The organism is Marinobacter sp. (genome assembly GCF_034669625.1).
Classification (GTDB): Bacteria; Pseudomonadota; Gammaproteobacteria; order Pseudomonadales; family Oleiphilaceae; genus Marinobacter.
This window is the reverse complement of sequence record NZ_JAXMOY010000003.1, coordinates 17,815-38,634: the sequence shown is the minus strand read 5'-3', so window position 1 is coordinate 38,634 and position 20,820 is coordinate 17,815. Positions and strand designations below refer to the sequence as shown.

The 20,820-nt window shown below is 53.3% G+C and carries 15 protein-coding genes and 4 tRNA genes; 3 read left to right on the top strand and 16 right to left on the bottom strand.

Translation table 11 applies throughout. The features are described from left to right. Positions 1-95: 95 nt before the first annotated feature. A complete protein-coding gene (locus VOI14_RS03495; RefSeq protein WP_323750645.1) occupies positions 96-698 on the bottom strand; it encodes a uracil-DNA glycosylase family protein in 603 nt (200 codons plus the stop codon). Continuing rightward, positions 695-2,515, bottom strand: a complete 1,821-nt coding sequence (gene edd / locus VOI14_RS03490) for a phosphogluconate dehydratase (RefSeq protein ID WP_323750644.1) — start codon at positions 2,513-2,515, stop codon at positions 695-697. Before edd ends, VOI14_RS03495 begins: the two co-directional genes overlap by 4 nt. A gap of 122 nt (positions 2,516-2,637) precedes the next feature. Here edd and pyk point away from each other — a divergent pair, with 122 nt between their 5' ends. Beyond that, positions 2,638-4,086 (top strand): pyruvate kinase, encoded by a 1,449-nt coding sequence (gene pyk, locus VOI14_RS03485; RefSeq protein WP_323750643.1) that lies wholly within the window; start codon positions 2,638-2,640, stop codon positions 4,084-4,086. An 8-nt stretch (positions 4,087-4,094) separates the two neighbouring features. Here the strand turns inward: pyk and VOI14_RS03480 are convergent, their stop codons facing one another. The 3 genes from VOI14_RS03480 to zwf are packed head-to-tail and all read right to left on the bottom strand — an operon-like array spanning position 4,095 to position 6,932. Beyond that, entirely contained in the window at positions 4,095-4,754 is a 660-nt protein-coding gene (locus VOI14_RS03480) for a bifunctional 4-hydroxy-2-oxoglutarate aldolase/2-dehydro-3-deoxy-phosphogluconate aldolase (RefSeq protein WP_323750642.1), read from the bottom strand. Next, positions 4,754-5,473, bottom strand: coding sequence for a 6-phosphogluconolactonase (gene pgl / locus VOI14_RS03475; RefSeq protein ID WP_323750641.1), 720 nt, complete (start codon positions 5,471-5,473; stop codon positions 4,754-4,756). Before pgl ends, VOI14_RS03480 begins: the two co-directional genes overlap by 1 nt. After that, positions 5,460-6,932: a glucose-6-phosphate dehydrogenase gene (gene zwf, locus VOI14_RS03470; protein ID WP_323750640.1), complete on the bottom strand. Its 1,473-nt coding sequence runs from the start codon at positions 6,930-6,932 to the stop codon at positions 5,460-5,462. Before zwf ends, pgl begins: the two co-directional genes overlap by 14 nt. A gap of 179 nt (positions 6,933-7,111) precedes the next feature. Here zwf and hexR point away from each other — a divergent pair, with 179 nt between their 5' ends. After that, positions 7,112-7,993, top strand: a complete 882-nt coding sequence (gene hexR, locus VOI14_RS03465) for a transcriptional regulator HexR (protein ID WP_323750639.1) — start codon at positions 7,112-7,114, stop codon at positions 7,991-7,993. A gap of 42 nt (positions 7,994-8,035) precedes the next feature. Here the strand turns inward: hexR and VOI14_RS03460 are convergent, their stop codons facing one another. From VOI14_RS03460 to VOI14_RS03415, 10 genes are all read right to left on the bottom strand, one after another. Then, complete coding sequence (locus VOI14_RS03460; protein WP_323750638.1) at positions 8,036-9,883, bottom strand: SurA N-terminal domain-containing protein; 1,848 nt, start codon at positions 9,881-9,883, stop codon at positions 8,036-8,038. A 154-nt stretch (positions 9,884-10,037) separates the two neighbouring features. Further along, positions 10,038-10,310, bottom strand: a complete 273-nt coding sequence (locus VOI14_RS03455) for an HU family DNA-binding protein (RefSeq protein ID WP_114333466.1) — start codon at positions 10,308-10,310, stop codon at positions 10,038-10,040. Positions 10,311-10,548: 238 nt separating this feature from the next. Beyond that, a complete protein-coding gene (gene lon, locus VOI14_RS03450) occupies positions 10,549-12,966 on the bottom strand; it encodes an endopeptidase La (protein WP_323750637.1) in 2,418 nt (805 codons plus the stop codon). Positions 12,967-13,137: 171 nt separating this feature from the next. After that, positions 13,138-14,421, bottom strand: a complete 1,284-nt coding sequence (gene clpX / locus VOI14_RS03445) for an ATP-dependent Clp protease ATP-binding subunit ClpX (protein WP_323750636.1) — start codon at positions 14,419-14,421, stop codon at positions 13,138-13,140. 76 nt (positions 14,422-14,497) lie between these two features. Next, entirely contained in the window at positions 14,498-15,133 is a 636-nt protein-coding gene (gene clpP / locus VOI14_RS03440; protein WP_323750635.1) for an ATP-dependent Clp endopeptidase proteolytic subunit ClpP, read from the bottom strand. A 163-nt stretch (positions 15,134-15,296) separates the two neighbouring features. Continuing rightward, on the bottom strand, positions 15,297-16,601 hold the full coding sequence (gene tig / locus VOI14_RS03435) for a trigger factor (protein ID WP_323750634.1): 1,305 nt from the start codon (positions 16,599-16,601) through the stop codon (positions 15,297-15,299). Between the two features lie 219 nt (positions 16,602-16,820). Then, positions 16,821-16,905 (bottom strand) — tRNA-Leu (locus VOI14_RS03430). 59 nt (positions 16,906-16,964) lie between these two features. Continuing rightward, positions 16,965-17,040: transfer RNA gene (locus VOI14_RS03425), tRNA-His, on the bottom strand. A gap of 92 nt (positions 17,041-17,132) precedes the next feature. Then, positions 17,133-17,209: transfer RNA gene (locus tag VOI14_RS03420), tRNA-Arg, on the bottom strand. Between the two features lie 33 nt (positions 17,210-17,242). Continuing rightward, a tRNA-Pro gene (locus VOI14_RS03415) sits at positions 17,243-17,319 on the bottom strand. A 236-nt stretch (positions 17,320-17,555) separates the two neighbouring features. On the opposite strand from VOI14_RS03415, the gene folD reads away from it, so the two are divergent. Beyond that, positions 17,556-18,413, top strand: coding sequence for a bifunctional methylenetetrahydrofolate dehydrogenase/methenyltetrahydrofolate cyclohydrolase FolD (gene folD / locus VOI14_RS03410; protein WP_323750633.1), 858 nt, complete (start codon positions 17,556-17,558; stop codon positions 18,411-18,413). 90 nt (positions 18,414-18,503) lie between these two features. Here the strand turns inward: folD and VOI14_RS03405 are convergent, their stop codons facing one another. Continuing rightward, positions 18,504-20,675 carry a malate synthase G gene (locus tag VOI14_RS03405; protein ID WP_323750632.1) on the bottom strand — a complete coding sequence of 724 codons (2,172 nt, stop codon included), beginning with the start codon at positions 20,673-20,675 and terminating at the stop codon, positions 18,504-18,506. Positions 20,676-20,820: the final 145 nt, after the last annotated feature.

Genomic DNA, 20,820 nt, shown 5'->3' with positions numbered 1-20,820 from the left:
TCGGAAACGGCTTAAAGATAACTGTGCCTCAAATCTATAGCTGCAGCTGAGGCCAGTCGGGGCGGGAGTGAGAAGTGGTTCAAGAAAGCCCGGTGTTAACCAAGCAGTTGATCAATCTTTGCTCTCAAGGCAGGCAAAACGTCCTCTTCAAACCATGGATTGTTTCGCAACCAACGATTGTTCCGCGGACTCGGATGAGGCATGGGTACAAGGCTTGGCCAGTACTGCGCCCAAGCTCGAACATTTTCTGTGACGGACCCTCGGCAATCAGGCAAATGCCAAGCTTGCGCGTACTGCCCGATAACCAGAGTAAGTTCAACGCGCTTCAGCCGGGCGAGCAACGCATGCCGCCAGGTATCAGCGCAGAGGGAGATTGGCGGCAAATCTCCAGATTTGCCGGTACCAGGGAAGCAAAATCCCATAGGCAAAATCGCCACCCGATTAGCATCGTAGAACGTCTCGCGACCAATGCCCATCCACTCCCGTAATCGATCACCACTCGGATCATTGAATGGTATGCCGGTTTCGTGGACTTTACGGCCTGGCGCCTGCCCTACAATTAAAATCCGGGACGATTCTGCCAACTGAACGACGGGGCGAGGTTCGTGAGGTAATTGCTCACGACAGAGCGTGCAGGCACGGACTCGTTCTATCAGCGCACTGAAGCCCAACTCGGCGTTGTCCGCAGGTTCAGTCACAATTCGGACGTCCAAAACACACTGGCGCCCTGCTCCGGATTGCTGGCACCTTGGCGCATCCAGCCAAACAGTTCACGACCATAGCCTTGATGCTGACTGGCAAGGTCGCGTCGGGCCCCGGCACGAGCATTCAAGGTAGCGTCATCCAACAGCACGGAAAGCTGGCCGTTAACGGCGTCCAAACGGAGAAGGTCGCCGTCCTCAATCTTTGCCAACGGCCCATTATCCAAAGCTTCGGGATAAACATGAATGGCCGCAGGCACCTTTCCCGAGGCGCCCGACATACGACCATCCGTCACCAAGGCGACCCGGAACCCGCGATCCTGAAGAACCCCCAGGTAAGGCGTCAACTTATGCAGTTCCGGCATGCCATTGGCGCGGGGCCCCTGAAAACGGACAACCACGATGCAATCCCGGTCCAGATCTCCGGCGTCAAAAGCGGCTTTCAGGTCGTTCTGATCATCAAACACGACCGCGGGCGCTTCTATACAGTGATGTTCTGGCGCAACCGCAGAGACCTTAATAACACCCCGCCCCAGATTTCCCTCAAGCACCTTCAACCCTCCATCTGGCGCAAAAGGCTGAGCCACAGAACTGAGCACCTCCGGGTGCAAGCTTTCCTGCGCCGCAGGACACCACTGCAAGCCCTTCTCGTTCAGTTCCGGCATACGCGCGTACTGGGCCAGCCCTGGCCCCATAACGGTGTTCACGTCTTCGTGAAGGAGCCCGGCCTTTAATAATTCCTGAATCAGGTAAGGCGTTCCACCCGCCTCATGAAACGCATTGATGTCTTCTTGCCCGTTCGGGTAGATGCGTGTCATGGATGGCACAGCGGCTGCGAGATCAGCGTAATCATTCCAATCAATGATGATGCCTGCGGCTCTGGCTATCGCGATCCAATGTATCGTGTGGTTGGTCGAGCCTCCGGTCACGAGCAGTGCCACCAAGGCGTTCACGATGGCCTTTTCATCGACCATGTCCGCCAACCCAAGCTTACCGCCTTGGGGCTGTGACAAACGGATAACTTGTTCTGTGGCAGCGCGGGTCAATGCATCCCGCAGCGGCGTGTTCGGGTGGACAAATGCGGCACCAGGCAAGTGCAGCCCCATAACCTCTACCAATAATTGATTGCTGTTGGCAGTGCCGTAAAAGGTACAGGTTCCGGGGCTATGGTAGGATTTACTCTCGGCCTCTAGCAGTTCCTCCCGGCCTATTTTGCCTTCCGCGTATAACTGGCGTACTCGCTGCTTTTCCTTGTTTGGCAGTCCAGAGGGCATTGGTCCCGCAGGAATCAATACGGCAGGCAAATGCCCAAAACTCAGCGCACCAATAAGCAGGCCTGGCACAATTTTGTCACATATACCAAGTAAGGTGACGGCATCGAACATGTTGTGGCTTAGCGCCACTGCCGTACTCATGGCAATGGTGTCGCGGGAAAACAGGCTCAACTCCATGCCCGGCTGCCCTTGGGTAACACCGTCGCACATGGCGGGCGTACCGCCGGCAAACTGAGCCACGGAGCCCATCCCATGAGCCGCTTCGCGAATAACATCTGGAAAACCATGATAGGGTTGATGCGCAGACAACATATCGTTGTAAGCCGAGACAATGGCCACATTGGCTCGATTCATCAGTTTAAGATGGTCTTTGTCGGCCGGCTGACACGCTGCAAATCCGTGTGCCAGATTACTGCAGGACAAAGTCCCTCGCTGCGGGCCCTGCTCTTTCAGTGCCTGCATTCGGGCCAAATACGCCTGCCGCGTAACCCGACTTCTCTCGACAATTCGGTCAGTAACCTTGGAAACGACAGGCTGCATGGCACTACTCCCCAATCGATAAACACACGACGTAAGTGTACTTCCTTAAAGACTCACATTCAGATTCAATTAACCATACTCAATACAAGCTTCGTTTACGACACACCAAAAGGACAAACCCTATGCTCCGGCGCACCAAAATAGTAGCCACCCTTGGCCCCGCCACTGACAGTAAAGAAGCACTGGCGGGCATTATTGCTGCTGGTGTCGATGTCACCCGCCTGAACTTTTCACACGGCAGCGCACAGGAGCACATTGAGCGGGCGAAGAACGTACGTGAAACCGCCGCTGCACAAGGTCGTTTCGTGGCTCTACTAGCCGATCTTCAAGGTCCGAAACTGAGAATCGCCCGTTTCAGCGACAACAAAGTAACGCTGGAACGCGGCCAGACTTTTGTACTGGATGCCGCCATGGACAAAGCTGCCGGCACCGAAGCCTCTGTGGGCATCGATTACGAAGAGCTGATCAACGACGTCAATCCGGGCGACATCCTGGTTCTGGATGATGGTCGCATCGAAATGGAAGTCACGGCCGTTGATGACCACAGTATCACCTCCACCGTACTCATCGGCGGCCCGCTGTCTAACAACAAAGGGCTGAACAAGCGCGGTGGCGGTCTGTCGGCTGACGCACTCACCGAAAAGGACAAGCAAGACATCGTCACAGCCGCGAATCTGGGGGCAGACTACGTTGCCGTCTCCTTTGTGCGCACCGCTGAAGACATGCACGTCGCTCGCCGACTGCTGAAAGAAGCTGGTTCCAACGCTGGCCTGGTGGCAAAAATAGAGCGCGCCGAACTCGCTCACGACACTGATGCACTGGATGCGGTCATCAAAGCTTCAGATGCAGTGATGGTCGCGCGCGGCGATTTGGCCGTCGAGATTGGCGATGCGGAATTGGTGGCTGTGCAAAAACACATCATTGCCAGAGCCCGGGTACTTGACCGCGTGGTGATTACCGCCACCCAGATGATGGAATCCATGATCACCAATCCGATGCCGACACGAGCCGAAGTATCGGACGTGGCCAACGCGGTGATGGACTATACCGATGCCGTAATGCTGTCGGCAGAAACCGCCGTGGGCGACTACCCTATTGAGGCGGTCGAAGCCATGGTGCGAATTTGTAAAGGTGCCGAACGCCACCCATCGATGCGCCAATCCAAGCACCGTATTAACGAAAGCATGGAAGCCGTCGACGAAGCCATTGCGCTATCGGCCATGTACGCCGCAAACCACCTACAAGGCGTGACAGCGATTATTTGCCTGACAGAAACCGGCTCAACACCGCGGTTGATGTCGCGCATTAAATCGGCTTTGCCGATCTTCGCTTTCTCCCGGCATCATTCGACTCAGCACAAGGTCGCTCTGTACCGGGGCGTTCAAACCGTGCCGTTTGATTCAGCCAACCACGAAAAGGAGCAGGTCAAGAATCTGGCACTGGAAGAATTGGTTAAACGCGAATACGTCAAACAAGGTGATCTGGTGGTGATTACCAACGGCGACTTCGTCAACGCCCAAGGCGGCACCAACACCATGAAAATTGTTCAGGTAGGCACCGACATCGATTAATCAGAGGTTTACCTCTGCTGCCTGGCATCGACAAGACTGGCGCGTGCGATATCGGTTATCGCCGCCCAGTCTTTCGCTGCAACTCTATCGGCTGGAGTTAACCAGCTACCCCCCACTGCACCTACATTCTCCAGCTTAAGGTAATCAGCCGCGGTATCTTGGCGGATACCACCTGTCGGACAAAACTTCACATCCGGAAACGGGCCCGCAAACGCTTTCAGCGCAGCAATACCACCGGACACTTCAGCCGGGAAAAATTTGAAATGCCGGTAGCCATGGATGTGACCCATCATCAATTCCGATGCAGTGGAAATACCGGGTAACAAGGGAGCTTCAGACGTGACACCAAATTCCAGCACCGCTTCAGTGACTCCGGGGGTAATCACAAACTGAGCCCCGGCCAATTCGACCTCACGGTATTGGGCAATACTGAGCACCGACCCTGCCCCGACCAACGCTTTCGGTAGCGCCTTTCGAACCTCGCTGATCGCCGCCACCCCGAACTCGGTTCGCAGGGTGATCTCCAGAACCTCAATCCCCCCGTCATACAGCGCCTTACACAAAGGCACAGCATCGGCCAAACGATGGACAGTAATCACCGGTATGACCAGCGAGCGGGTCAGAACCTTTTCAATTTGCAGCTTATGATCGCGCGAGAGTTGTGGCATCAGGGGCTCCAGTAAATATTCAACCCGGTTCGTATGAACGCCCGAATCGGCATTGCAGACCAATCAGCCGGAGCTTCTGCAGCTCGAGCCAAGGTAGAAATCTTGTCTTCTCCTTTCAGGTGCAGCGCTTTGAAACGAGCTTGCGCCAGCACCGCCAAGGTCAAGGTCACCCGTTGGTGCTCTTGTGAAGGGGGCGTCATGACCATAACGCTCGGCGCCCCGTCTTTGTCCATTGCATCGGTCAACTCCGGCGCATCAGGGAACAGCGACGCGGTATGCCCGTCATTGCCCATACCCAGCACCAACACATCGATCGGGAAGGTTAATTCTGCCGCTGCGGCCTCAAGCTCAGGCAACGCATCCGATGAGTCTTTGTTCAAATAATTGAACAAGACGAACCGCGCGTCAGCTGCTTCGCCTTGCAACAATTCCGCTTTCACCAAGGCCGCATTACTGGCCGGATCATGCTCGGGCACCCAGCGTTCATCTGCCAGAGCCACTTTAACTCTAGACCACTCCAAAGGCTTTTCCCGTAATGCCCGGAAAAACGGCAGCGGCGTTGATCCGCCCGAGACCATCAGCGTCGCCTCAGGGTTCTCGGCAAGCCGTAACCTCAGGTAGTTCGCAACATGGTCTGCCAGTGTTTCAGCAATGGATTCCGGCGTCTCTGCCGAATGGAGAACAACCCCCTCAGGAAGCGGCAAGTCAGGCATCCTCATACCAGCTCCTACCGTCTCTGGTTATCAGCGCTATGGAGGCAACAGGCCCCCATGTGCCGGCGGAGTATCGCTTCGGAGGCTCTCCCAAATTACGCCAGTTTTGGATAATCTGATCTACCCAGCGCCAAGCATGCTCAACTTCATCACGCCGCACGAACAGATACTGGCTACCTCGCATCACTTCCCACAACAAACGCTCGTAGGCATCCGGTATACGCTCAGCACCAAAGGTTTCAGAGAACGTCAGCTCCAGCGGTCCTTGACGCAACCGCATCCCCTTATCCAAACCGTGCTCTTTGGTGAGGATCTTCAAGGCCATGCCTTCATCAGGCTGCAGCCGAATAATCAGTTTATTGTTGGCCAGATGTTTCTGATCGGGGTCAAAGATGTAGTGCGGAGCCGGTTTGAAATGAATAATAATCTGAGCCATTTTTTCGGGCATGCGTTTTCCGGTACGCATGTAAAACGGCACGCCCGACCAGCGCCAATTATCGATCTCCACCTTCATCGCGACAAAGGTTTCCGTAACGCTGGACTTGTCGGCGCCCTCTTCTTCCAGGTAACCAGGTACCACCTTGCCCTTGCTGGCTCCTGCCGCATACTGTCCGCGCACCACGTACTGCTCCATCATCTCCGGCGTGATTCGCTTGAGCGCCTTCAGTATTTTGACCTTTTCATCACGGATACTGTCCGCCGACAGATCCGCGGGTGGGTCCATCGCGATCAGGCAGAGCAACTGCAACAAATGATTCTGGATCATATCCCGAACCTGCCCCGCCTTATCAAAATAACCCCATCGACCATCGATCCCGGTGCTCTCAGCCACCGTAATCTCAACATGCGAGATATGGTTTTGATCCCACTGGGAAGCAAACAGGTTGTTAGCAAAACGCAGGGCAATCAGGTTCTGTACCGTTTCTTTACCCAGATAATGGTCGATACGGAAAAGTTGGCTTTCGTCATATACCTCGGCCAACGCATCGTTGATCACTTTGGATGACGCTAAATCGTGACCCAGCGGCTTTTCCACCACGACCCGAGTGCGGGCGGTGCAACAACTTTGGTCCTTAAGATTCCGTGCGATCACCCCATACATCGCTGGTGGCGTTGCCATATAAACGATCAGGTGATTGTCCGGGTTGCGCCAACTGTTCAGTTCAGCGAACCCGGCGGTATCGGTGAAATCCAGGCATTGGTAATCCACCCTCGCGGCAAACCTTGCTGCCAACTCCGGATCAAACTCCTCATTCGCAACCGCATCTTCCAGATTCGAGATCAACCCCGCTCGCATGTCCTCGATGCTCAGGTCATGCCGGGCAATCGCCAGAATACGACTGTTGTCGGCGAGCAAACCAGCCCGATCCAGTTGATAGAGCGCAGGAAAGAGCTTTTTCCGGGCGAGGTTCCCCAACGCACCGAAAAGCATAAGATCACAAGAGGCTGGCAGTGGCTCTGACATTCAATTCCCCATCCCAGTGGCGCATTTATGTCGTAACTTTAGCTAAATAATGACACTGCCTACCCAGGAATCCAAGAAGCACCGCCAATCATGACGTTTTTACTACTCAGATTTTATTTCCGGGCAGGTATAATGAAGGCTTCATTACTCATATTGCGTGCAGGCAGGGAGCAATCCGTATGGCAGTTAGTGCGGTCCGTAGAGAAGATAATTTACTGGAAGAAATCCAGAACCGTCTGGAAACTCTCAATAAGTCCGAGCGTAAAGTTGCCGGTGCTATTCTCCGTGACCCCAGCGCCGCAACTCGCTACAGCATTGCCGCCCTGGCCAGGGCGGCCGACGTCAGTGAACCTACCGTTAACCGCTTTTGTCGAGGCTTTTCTGCCACGGGCTTCCCCGATTTCAAGATACGACTGGCACAAAGCATTGCCACTGGAACCCCCTATGTGGGGGAAAACATCAAGCCCGATGACAGTGCCACCGAGTATGCAGACAAGATCATGCTCAGTACCATCGCCAGTCTGGACAAAGCCAGACAGATGCTGAATCCCCAATCCATCTCAACCGTTGTGGATTATTTGATTCAGGCGAAACAGATCATATTTTTCGGCATGGGAGGTTCCGCATCGGTCGCACTGGATGCTCGCCACAAGTTCTTCCGGTTCAATACCCCGGTATCCTCTTACGACGATGCGCTCATGCAACGAATGGTGGCCGCCGGAGCGGGCGTAGGTGATGCCATTGTCGTGATTTCATACACCGGCCGTACTCGCGAGTCTGTGGAGTCGGCGGAAATAGCCAGACGGAACGGTGCCACGGTTATTGGCATTACCAACCCGGACTCCCCTCTGGCTGAAGTATGCACCACCGTTCTCGGGGTAACGTCGCCTGAAGACACCGAAGTGTACATGCCGATGTCGTCCCGCATTATCCATTTGACTGTGATCGACATACTGGCAACTGGGGTTACGCTGAAACGGGGCCCGGACTTCCTGCATCACCTCAAAAAAGTGAAAGAGAGCTTAAAAGCGACGCGCTTCCCGCTTGATCCGAAGGCATAAAAAAAAGGGTGCCTCAGCACCCTTTTTCCTTGGAGCGAAAGATCAGTTGCGCTCCACCTCGGCAGTTTCTCTGAGGTATTGCTGATACACCGCGTACTCACGCTGGCCTTCCAACTGAGTCAGGAACTGCTGAACCTGCTGGAACTCGGCGTTTTCACGATCTACAGTTCCCTCATTGACAGCCTCAAGCACGATGACATGAGCTTCGGCCAAACCTACAACCGCGTCTACCGAAGGTTGCTCTCCTTCTGGACGCACCATTGTAAATACTTTGCGTAGAACCAGCTGGCTCAGATCACCAGCGGCACCGCGACCTTGCGCTTCAAATTGCTGCCAATTGCCCTGTTCAACGTCATCCCCCGACTCAATGTCAGACACCAGCGCATTCGCCTTCGCTTGCAATGCTTCACGTGTGGCCATCACTTCAAGCGTCGCCTTGATGTCATCACGAACATCGGCCAGCTCAAGCTGACGAGCTTGATGATGCGTCTTCACACGCGCGACGATAGATACATTGTCACCCACGTCGATCAGCTCCGTGTTATAGCCTTCTTGCAACACATCGGCAGAGAACAACTGGCGCACCAGTCCTGCATGATCGAAAGGTGCTGCACCGCCATCACGGGTAACGTCCTGCACTTCACGCAATTCCAGACCCAATTCGCTGGCAGGCCCCGCTAAGTCGTCCGCCGCATAGGCAGCGTCTGCCAAATCAGCACGAACCTCAACATAACGTTCTTGGGCTTTGACACGAGCCAGCTCCTGACGAAGCTGGCCTTCAAGCTCCTCAAACGCCGGCACATCCGAACGACGGACATCATCCAGGCGAATCAGGTGAATACCAAAATTGGTTTCAACCGGCTCAGAAACTTCGCCCTTCTCCAATGCGAACAACGCCTCTTCAAACGCTTCGTCATAGACACCACGGCCAGCGTAACCCAAATCACCACCGTCACGACCGGATACCGTGTCTACCGAAAACTCTTTTGCTAGATCGGCGAACGATTCACCGGCAGCCAGCCGCGTCTGGATAGTGGAAACGGTTTCATCAGCGTCAGCGCCCGCTTCAACCAGAATATGGGCGGCTTTACGCTCTTCACGGGCAAACTGCTCAGCGCGTGAATCGTACTCGGCCCGAACCTCGTCTTCACTCACTTCGATGGTTTCAGCCAAAGCCGCCTGAGACAGAGTCAGGTATACAGCATCGACATTTTCCGGCTCCTGGAATTGAGCCATGTTGTCATCGTAATAAGCGGCAATTTCTTCATCAGACACGTCCGCCTGATCAGAGACTTCGTCCTTGGAAAGTGATAAGACTCGGAAGTCACGGGTCTGGTTCTGCATCGCCAGCAAGCGAGCGGCGTTCTCCGGAGCCGCCAACGCGGTTTGCGCGATCGCAGCTCGAATTTGATTGGTCACATAACTCTTGTGCATGCTTGCCCGGAACTCGGCAACACCCATTCCCAGGTTACGGACCGTGGCAGCAAACCTTTCAGGGCTGTACTGGCCGTCCACCTGAAACTGGGGCATCTGCATGATCAAGGCATCAATATCCGCATCCGAAAGCTCCAGCCCCTGATTCTGGGCATCTTGCGTCAGCACGGTTTCCTGAATGAGTGCTTCCAACACGTCGGTCCGCAGCTGGTCTTCATCCACCAGCGATGGATCTGGGTTTTCCATCTGCATCAGACGCTGCTGGGTTTCCAACTGAACGGTCCGGAGGAACTCCCGTTCGGTGATGTCAGTTCCATTCACCGTAGCCACTTCGGGCTCACCGGTAAAACCGCCAATAATGGCATCCATTCCCCAGATGGAAAGGGAAACAATCAAAAGGCCAACGATTACCTTGGCGATGGTACTCTGGGCGTTATCCCGAATATCTTGAAGCATGTTAGTTCTGAATCCCTGTTCAAGGTCGTGCTGGTGATTATTGTGTGAGCTCTAGCCCCGGCTGCCTTTAACGTAAAAAGGCGCACCCTGTTCGGAATGCGCCTTGAATTCTTATGGCAACTTCCGCCAGCGGAAGCTGCCAGAGAAAGAGCTATTACTTAACAGCGTCTTTCAGGGCTTTGCCTGCCTTGAATCCAGGCACTTTAGAGGCCGGAATCTTGATCTCAGCGCCAGTCTGTGGGTTACGGCCAGTACGAGCGGCGCGCTCCTTCACAGAAAAGGTACCGAAGCCGATCAGAGTAACCTGATCGTCATTCTTCAGAGCACCAGTGATGGTGTTCGTCATAGCATCCAGCGCACGGCCAGCTGCAGCTTTAGAAATATCTGCGGATTCTGCAATTGCATCAATCAGTTCGGACTTGTTCACACTAAACCCCTTCGATTTCAGGTTGAAGATGTTATAGGTTGGTTTGTTTTTTCGCGGACGCTCACGACTATCGCATAAGCGGTCGGAGAATTCCATTCTTCACTTTTATTATTCCTTGCGGCGATTAACCGGTGTTCGGAATAGGCACATACTGCGCGGGAGCCCTTGGTATTGGCTGCTTCACGGCGAAACAGTTATACCAATGGGCTCTCCGGCATGTCAACAACTCATCCAGTCTTTAATGTGTATTTATGCGCTCTACAGCATCATTGGAGTCGTCATTTCCTTTCGCGGAAGCCGTTTTTTCTTCCCCTTCTTCCGCTCTCGGCTCCGGAGGATACGCCAAAGCAATATCGAGAACTTCGTCTATCCACTTAACCGGCTTGATCTCCAGAGACGCCTTTATATTCTCCGGTATCTCTTTGAGATCACGAACATTTTCATCTGGAATCAATACAGTCTTAATGCCTCCACGATGAGCGGCAAGCAGCTTCTCTTTAAGCCCGCCGATCGGCAGCACTCGGCCTCGCAAAGTGATCTCGCCCGTCATCGCAACGTCAGCGCGGACCGGTATTTTTGTGAGTGAAGAAACGAGCGCTGTGCACATCCCAATACCCGCACTTGGGCCATCTTTTGGCGTTGCGCCTTCCGGAACGTGAACGTGTAAGTCATGCTTTTCATGGAAATCGTCGGCTACGCCAAGTCCAGTTGCACGACTTCTGACCACTGTCAGTGCCGTTTGGATCGACTCCTGCATGACATCACCGAGTGAGCCGGTCTTCACAACCCGACCTTTACCCGGCGTTAAAGCACACTCAATTGTCAGCAATTCCCCACCGACCTGAGTCCACGCCAAGCCGGTCACCTGACCAATCTGGTTGTTCTCTTCCGCAAGGCCGTATTTGAACTTTTTCACCCCGGAGTAGTCTTCCAGCATCTCTGGCGTGATGGTTACCGAAGCCTTGTCGCTGCTTTCTACGTGCTCCCGCACGACCTTCCGGCAGATTTTCGCGATTTCACGCTCCAGGCCACGAACACCCGCCTCACGGCTGTAATAACGAATCAGATCCCGCAGCGTTTCTTCCGGCATTTCTAACTCGTTCTTGCGCAGCCCATTCGCCACAATCTGCTTTGGCAACAGATATCTCAGCGCAATATTGACCTTCTCATCCTCTGTGTAACCCGGGATGCGGATAATTTCCATCCGGTCCAGCAGAGCAGGAGGAATATCCATCGAGTTAGATGTGCACACGAACATCACGTCAGAGAGGTCATAATCCACCTCCAGGTAATGGTCGTTAAAGGTGTGGTTCTGCTCAGGATCCAGTACTTCCAGCAACGCAGACGCGGGGTCACCACGATGATCCATGCCCATCTTGTCGATTTCATCAAACAGGAACAGCGGGTTCTTAACGCCAACCTTCGAAAGCTTCTGAAGCAACTTGCCCGGCAAAGCCCCGATATAGGTTTTTCGGTGACCGCGAATCTCGGCTTCATCGCGAACGCCACCTAATGCCATGCGGGTGTACTTACGGTTGGTTGCCTTGGCAATCGACTGGCCGAGCGAGGTCTTACCCACGCCAGGAGGCCCTACCAGACAAAGCACAGGACCTTTCACTTTCTTCACCCGACTCTGAACGGCCAGATACTCGAGAATACGCTTCTTCACTTCGTCCAGACCGTAGTGATCCTTGTCCAGAATCTCACGAGCCTTCTCGAGATCGTGGCGCACCCGGCTACGTTTTTTCCAGGGCACCGCCAACATCCAGTCGATGTAGCCGCGAACCACCGTTGCTTCGGCAGACATTGGCGACATCATCTTCAATTTATTGAGCTCGGCCTCAGTCTTTTTGCGAGCCTCTTCAGGCAAGCCGGCTTCTTCCAGCTTTTGTTCAAGCTCTTCGAAGTCGTTATTCCCCTCGCCGAGCTGGCCCATCTCTTTCTGGATAGCCTTCATTTGCTCGTTCAGGTAATACTCTCGCTGGCTCCGTTCCATCTGCTTCTTAACGCGGCCACGGATACGCTTTTCAACTTCAATAAGGTCCGTTTCGCTGTCCAGCTTGCCAAGCAGCAAGTCGACCCGCTTGCGGACATCCAGCGCTTCCAGCAGCTCCTGCTTTTCAGGAATCTGCATATCAAGATGCGCCGCCATGGTATCCACCAGGCGATCAATTTCGTTGATACCAGTCAGGGAGTTAGAGACTTCAGACGGAACTTTTTTGGAGAGTTTTACATACTTTTCGAACTCACCCAGCAGGGTCTTGTTCAACACTCCCTGCTCTCGCTCAGGCAACTGATCTTCGTCCATCATGACGGCCGCTGCCGTCAGGTAATCACCTTCTTCAATACCGGAAATGCTCGCACGGGCGTTACCCTCTACCAGCACTTTGACCGTACCGTCCGGCAAACGCAGCATCTGCAACACGGTCGCCAATGTACCCATGTCAAACACGTCGGCAGGGCCAGGCTCGTCTGTGGCTGCATCCTTCTGTGCAACCAACAAAATCTCTTTGCTACCCTCCATCGCGGCCTCAAGTGCCTGAATGGACTTCTCGCGTCCTACAAACAGTGGCACCACCATGTGCGGAAACACCACCACATCGCGAAGCGGAAGTAGCGGATATTCTTGCACGGTTTCTTCGGATATAAGGGTCATAGAGAATCCTCTGAAAGCATTTTATTCAGCATATCACCCATCATTGGGGCGCAGACAACAATTGCAATCTTTTACGGGGTAAAATTCGTGGCGGGTACTTTATCAGCAGCCATGAAAAAGGGGCGTTAGACGCCCCTTTTTCGTTTACCGATCTTTCGTCAGTCGAGAAAGTCAGTCCTCTGATGCAGCCTTCGCATGGTCGCTGTTGGCGTAAATCTTGAACGGCTCTGATTCACCGTTGATCACACTCTCATCGACCACCACTTTAGACACATCGGTTTCAGACGGAATCTGATACATGGTGTCCAGCAAGGTCGCCTCCATGATGGAACGCAAGCCGCGAGCACCGGTTTTTCGGGACATAGCCTGACGAGCGACTGCACGCAGCGCATCTTCACGGAAGTCCAGCTCAACACCTTCAAGATCAAACAGCTTCTGATACTGTTTAGTCAGAGCGTTTTTGGGCTCCGTCAGAATCTGAACCAGCGCGTCTTCATCCAGTTCGGTCAACGTTGCCACAACCGGCAAACGGCCGACAAACTCTGGAATCAGACCAAACTTGACCAGATCTTCAGTTTCCACATCCTGAATGATGTCGCCAGCACTCTTGCTGTCATCCTGACTTTTCACAGTTGCGGAGAAACCGATTGAGCTACGCTCTGAGCGTTCCTGGATAACCTTTTCCAGTCCAGCAAAGGCGCCACCACAGATAAACAGGATGTTCCCTGTATCTACCTGCAGGAACTCCTGCTGCGGATGTTTTCTACCGCCCTGAGGAGGCACAGACGCAACCGTACCTTCGATCAGCTTCAGCAACGCCTGCTGCACGCCTTCACCAGACACATCGCGAGTGATGGACGGGTTGTCGGACTTGCGAGAAATCTTGTCGATTTCATCAATATAGACAATGCCGCGCTGGGCCTTTTCTACGTCGTAGTCGCACTTTTGCAGCAGCTTCTGGATGATATTTTCAACATCTTCACCAACGTAGCCGGCTTCCGTCAGAGTGGTTGCGTCAGCAATGGTAAAGGGCACATTCAACGTACGAGCCAGGGTTTCAGCCAACAGGGTTTTACCGCTACCGGTAGGACCAATCAGCAGAATGTTACTCTTACCCAACTCAACGTCGCTTTTGCCTTCACCGTAACGCAAGCGCTTGTAATGATTGTAGACGGCAACAGCCAGCACAACCTTGGCGCGATCCTGACCAATCACATACTCGTTCAGAGTGTCGCGGATCTCTGCCGGAACCGGAAGGCGATCACTCGCTTCTTCCTGGGCATTTTCCTGAATCTCTTCCCGAATGATGTCGTTGCACAGATCAACACACTCGTCGCAGATGAACACCGAGGGCCCTGCGATGAGCTTACGGACTTCATGCTGGCTCTTTCCGCAAAACGAGCAGTACAGCAACTTGCCGTTATCGTCGCCTCTGCCGTTTCTTTCATCTGCCATTGAAATACCTCTGTTCTTCGTTAGCCTGCTGAAACATTAAATACGCAGGCTAAGGGTGATGCGATGACTTTCAGTATTAGTTATTCGATATGCGCTTATCAAGCACTGTATCGATTAGCCCGTACTCTTTAGCCTGATCCGGATCCATAAAGTTGTCACGGTCGGTATCGCGAGCAATGGTTTCCAGATCCTGCCCAGTATGGTGCGCCAGGATTGTATTCAGGGTATTGCGGATCTTCAGAATCTCACGAGTGTGGATTTCGATGTCCGTTGCCTGCCCCTGATAACCACCCAAAGGTTGGTGGATCATGACGCGGGAATTAGGTAGACATGCACGCTTGCCTTCTGCGCCACCGGCGAGGAGGAACGCCCCCATGCTAGCGGCCTGGCCAATACACAAAGTGGCCACATCCGGCTTGATGAACTGCATGGTGTCGTAGATCGACATACCCGCAGTGACTGAACCACCCGGGCTGTTAATGTACAGGTGAATATCCTTATCCGGGTTTTCGGATTCCAGGAACAACAACTGAGCAACGACCAGGTTGGCCATGTGATCTTCAACCTGACCGACAAGAAAAATCACTCGCTCTTTGAGAAGGCGCGAATAAATGTCGAAGGACCGCTCTCCACGTGCCGTCTGCTCGATTACCATCGGCACCAGACCGGCGTTCGTTATCATTGTTGGGCCATCAAACGGTTTTTGCGTCATGTGTGCCTGAACTCCTTAAAGACATTGGGCATGGACTCCTGCTGCAGGATATCCGGAATAGAAAGCCAAGATACCCTTATACTTTGCCAGCAGTAAGCCCAGATGAAAACAGCCGGATACACCGGCTGCTTCCAGAAAGCGACTCAGGGCTATGCCCGAGCTATCAACGCTGGGCTTGGCCAGCCTTGACGGCTTCCTCGTACTTCATCTTCTTTTCTTTAACTTTGGCCTGACCCAGCACCAGATCAACAACCGCTTCTTCCAGAACAACAGACTCAACCTGAGTCTTCTGCTCTTGGCTGCTGTTGAAGTGAGCCACAACTTCTTCCGGCTGCTCGTAAGTAGAAGCGATTTCCTGAATCTTTTCGTCTACTTTAGCGGCGTCAGCCTTCAAATCGTTAGCCTTAACCACTTCCTGGAACAACAGACCGGTCTTAACGCGACGCTGAGCCTGCTCTTCAAAGATTTCCTTCGGCAGCTGCTGGAAGTCTACCTGACCACCAAAGCGCTGAACGGCTTCTTGACGCAGACGATCGATTTCCTGATCGACCAAAGACGAGGGAACGTCCAGTTCAGTCGTTTCCAGCAAACCTTCAACAACGTCATTCTTAACCTTGTTGGCGACCGCTTGCTTCAGCTCACGCTCCATGTTTTTCTTCACTTCTTCACGGAACCCGGCTTCGTCTTCAGCTTCAATACCGAACTTCTGGAAGAATTCAGCGTCCAGCTCTGGCAACTGAGGCTCTTCTACCTTCTCAACCTTGATCGCAAACGTAGCAGGCTTTCCAGCCAGGTCTTCGTTGTGGTAATCCTCAGGGAAGGTCACTTCGATATCGAACTCTTCACCGGTCTTACCACCGACGATCGCCTTTTCGAATCCTGGAATCATCTGGCCAGAGCCCAGAGTCAAACGATGACCTTCAGCGGACCCACCTTCAAATTCTTCACCATCAACGGTGCCCTTGAAGTCGATCGTCACAACGTCCTTATTCTTGGACTTGCGCTTAACTTCTTTCATAGGAGCCTGCTGACGACGCAGGTTATCGATCATGGTATCGATATCTTTGTCGGTTACTTCAGCAACGGGCTTCTCAACTTTAACGTTGCTCAGGTCACCTAGCTCAATTTCGGGCAACACTTCGAACACAGCCACGAACTCGAGGTCTTTGCCCTCTTCCATGGTCTTTGGCTCAAACTGAGGCCAGCCCGCCGGATTAATGTCCTGCTCCTGCAGCGCCTTGATGTAGTTGTCGCGCATAACCTCGCCAACGATTTCTTGACGGATGCTGTCACCGAAACGACGCTTAACCACGCTCATGGGCACCTTACCTGGACGGAAACCGTTCAAGCGAACAGTGCGAGCAGTTTCCTGTAGGCGTTTCTGAACCGCCTGATCAATTTCCTGGGCGGGCACACCAATCGTCATGCGACGTTCGATGTTAGAGGTCGTTTCAACAGACACTTGCATGGAAGTTCCTCGAATTACAGATTCTGTATGTGAATGAAAATTAAGACAAAATCCCAGATAGAGCAAAACACTCTGGCGGGACGCAAAATTAAAAGCCGGTAGTTTATCACGATTTACCCTGCCGAGAGAATCATTGCGCCAACCAGAATGACGGTTTAACGGCATGATCACAGCGGGAAACGTATAATATGGGGATGAAACCAGAAAAATAAAGAAGGATGGTGCGAGAGGAGAGACTTGAACTCTCACAGGTTGCCCCGCTGGAACCTAAATCCAGTGCGTCTACCAATTCCGCCACTCTCGCATGCCCGAATATGACCTGAGGGACCTCAGAAACTCGGAAACAACTACACAGATAAAAAGTGGGGTGGACGAAGGGGTTCGAACCCTCGACCGCAGGAGTCACAATCCTGAGCTCTACCAACTGAGCTACGTCCACCACATTAAAAAAGTGCCTCGCGGCACTTTAATCTGTCTAGCTTTAACTTTGCTGGTTTGACGAGCCCGGTGCAGACCGAACCTAAAGCCTAATGGCGCGCCCGGCAGGACTCGAACCTGCGACCATCCGCTTAGAAGGCGGATGCTCTATCCAGCTGAGCTACGGGCGCTTGACCTTTCGCCCACCTGAATATTCAGAAAAATGGTCGGGGTAGAGAGATTCGAACTCCCGACATCCTGCTCCCAAAGCAGGCGCGCTACCAGACTGCGCTATACCCCGATAAACTGAACAACAAGTGCTTCAGCAAAGTTGGCGCGCATATTACCTTCGAGTTTCGCATCCGTCAACAAAGAATTTGAAAATCATTCAGATAATTATGAAATCGCCTTCTCACAACCCCTCTGACGAAGAGCCTTTCAGCAGCCTACTTACGTTGGCGTGAATGCTGAACCATGAGACAATGCCTGACCTTCATTATTAGACCATTATTCATGCCCAACCTACAAGACGGAATCATGAGCGCCACACTGATTAAAGGAAAAGAAATTGCCGCACAAGTTCGACAGCAGGTTGCTGTCGGCGTCGAAGCCCGCACACAGAAGGGGCTGAGAGCCCCAGGTCTGGCGGTTATTTTGGTTGGCAGCGACCCCGCCTCACACGTTTATGTAGGCAATAAACGCAAAGCCTGCGAGCAGGCGGGCATCATGTCGCTGTCCTATGACCTACCCGAAGATACCTCACAAGAGGCGCTAGAGGCGCTGGTAGATGAGCTGAACGAGAACCCGGCTATTGACGGCATTCTTGTGCAACTCCCCCTGCCCTCACATCTGGACGCAGACCCAATTCTGGTAAAGATTCGCCCGGACAAAGATGTGGATGGATTCCACCCCTTCAACATCGGCCGTCTGATGCAGCGCAAACCTACCCTGCGCCCATGCACCCCAGCCGGCGTGATCACCCTGCTGGACTCCATTGACACCCCCTACAAAGGCCAGCACGCCGTCATCGTTGGCGCATCTAACATCGTAGGGCGACCAATGAGCATGGAACTACTCCTCAAAGGCGCAACCACAACCGTGTGCCATCGCTTTACGGATAATCTCGAGAAGTTTGTTGGCGAAGCCGACATTCTCATCGCAGCAGTCGGCAAACCCGGCATCATCAAAGGCGAATGGGTCCAACCGGGCGCGACGGTCATTGACGTCGGCATCAATCGAATGGAGAACGGCTCTCTATGTGGCGACGTGGACTTTCAGGCCGCGTCAGAGCGCGCTGCTTACATCACGCCCGTTCCGGGCGGCGTAGGCCCTATGACGATCGCCAAGCTGCTGGAAAACACCCTGTATGCAGCTGACGTGTTGCACACCGACTAACGCACCACCGCAAACGTTTGCGCCGCCGACCGATCGGCAGCCATAAAAAAACCCCGCTTAAGCGGGGTTTTTTTTATTTCTTCAGCTTTATTACTGGCTAGCTTTTGCCTTCAGACGATAAGCATGCAACAGAGGCTCAGTGTAGCCGTTCGGCTGTTCACGACCCTTCAGCACCAGATCCATCGCGGCCTGGAATGCAATACCATCGAACCCTGGAGCCATGCTGCGGTAGCTCGGATCGTTTGCGTTCTGACGATCAACAACTGCAGCCATGCGCTTCATGGTTTCCACAATCTGCTCTTCAGTGCAGATACCATGGTACAACCAGTTAGTCAGCAACTGCGAAGAAATACGCAGAGTTGCGCGGTCTTCCATTAGACCAACATCATTGATGTCTGGCACCTTAGAACAACCCACACCACTGTCGATCCAACGTACAACGTAACCCAGGATACCCTGTGCGTTGTTGTCCAGCTCCTGCTGAATGTCTTCAGCGCTCAGAGAAGACGGATCGCCCATCACCGGAACAGTCAAGATGTCATCCAGAGCAGCGCGCTGACGACTAGCCAGCTCTTTCTGAACATCGAACACACTTACCTGATGGTAATGAGTCGCGTGCAAAGTGGCAGCCGTCGGTGACGGAACCCATGCAGTGTTCGCACCGGACTTCGGATGACCGATCTTCTGCTCCAGCATGCCCGCCATCAGATCCGGCATAGCCCACATACCCTTACCAATCTGAGCAACACCGGACAAGCCAGCTTCCAGACCGATATCCACGTTCCACTGCTCGTAAGCATTGATCCAAGCCGCCTGTTTCATTTGACCCTTGCGGATGAATGGCCCCAACTCCATGGAAGTGTGCATTTCATCACCGGTACGATCAAGGAAGCCGGTGTTAATGAACACCGTACGATCTTTGGCGGCGTGGATACAGGCTTTCAGGTTAACCGTGGTGCGACGTTCTTCGTCCATGATGCCCACTTTCAGAGTAAAGCGAGGCAGACCCAGAGCATCTTCAACACGACCGAAGAATTCGTTGGTGAACGCAACTTCTTCAGGGCCGTGCATCTTCGGCTTAACGATGTACACAGAACCCTTGGTGGTGTTCTGGAGCTGGCCGGTAGACTTCAGATCGTGAATAGCGATCAAAGAAGTCACCAAGCCATCCATCAGACCTTCAGGAACTTCGCTGCCGTCACTCAACAAAATGGCAGGATTGGTCATCAGGTGACCAACATTACGCACGAACATCATGCTGCGACCTTTCAAGGTCAAATCGCCGCCATCAGCCGCTGTATAGGCACGGTCCGGATTCATGCGACGAGTAACCTGCTTGCCGCCTTTTTCGAACGACTCCTCCAGATCACCCTTCATCAAGCCTAACCAGTTCTTATAGGCCAGAACCTTATCTTCGGAATCTACCGCGGCAACCGAATCTTCACAGTCCATGATGGTGGTCAGAGCTGACTCCATCAGAACGTCTTTAACGTTTGCGCCATCATCTTTTCCGATCGGATGCGTTGCATCGATCTGGATCTCAAAGTGCATGCCGTTCTTGACCAACAGCAGTCCCGTCGGCTCATCCGCAGCGCCGGTATAACCCACAAAACCAGACTCGTCTTTGAGACCCGTCACGTCACCGTTTTGCAGTTTAACCGCCAGTTTGCCACCGTCGACATAGTACTTGGCCGCATCTTTATGGCTACCAGTAGCCAAAGGTGCAGAGCTGTCCAGCAGGTTACGAGCCCACTCGATAACCTTGGCACCGCGAACCGGGTTGTAGCCACGACCTTTCTCCGCACCGCCTTCTTCTGACAGTGCGTCGGTGCCGTATAGCGCATCGTAAAGACTACCCCAACGAGCATTAGCCGCGTTCAGCGCGAAACGGGCATTCATCACCGGCACAACCAGCTGCGGGCCAGCCATGGTGGCAACTTCAGGATCAACATTTGCGGTAGAGATCTTGAACTCTTCCGGCTCATCAACCAGATAGCCGATTTCTTTCAGGAATGACTTGTACTCAGCCATGTCCAGCTTCTGACCTTTGTGGTCACGGTTCCAGGTGTCCAGCTTTTCCTGAATGGCATCACGCTTAGCGAGCAATTCACGGTTGCGGGGAGCCAGCTCGTTCACAATTTTGTCGAACTCGGCCCAGAATTTCTCGGCATCAATACCGGTGCCTGGAATGGCTTCGTTGTTCACGAAATCATACAGATCCTTAGCGACCTGAATGCCACCAACTTGAACGCGTTCTGTCATCGTTACCTGCCTCAATGGGTTATGTTTCCCGACTCCCCGATTGCACTGAGCACACGGGGGCATGAATATTTGAGCGCTGGATTATACGTGAAATTCCCTACAAGGTCATTCCCGAAAATCACAATACGGCTTTTGTCGACATTCA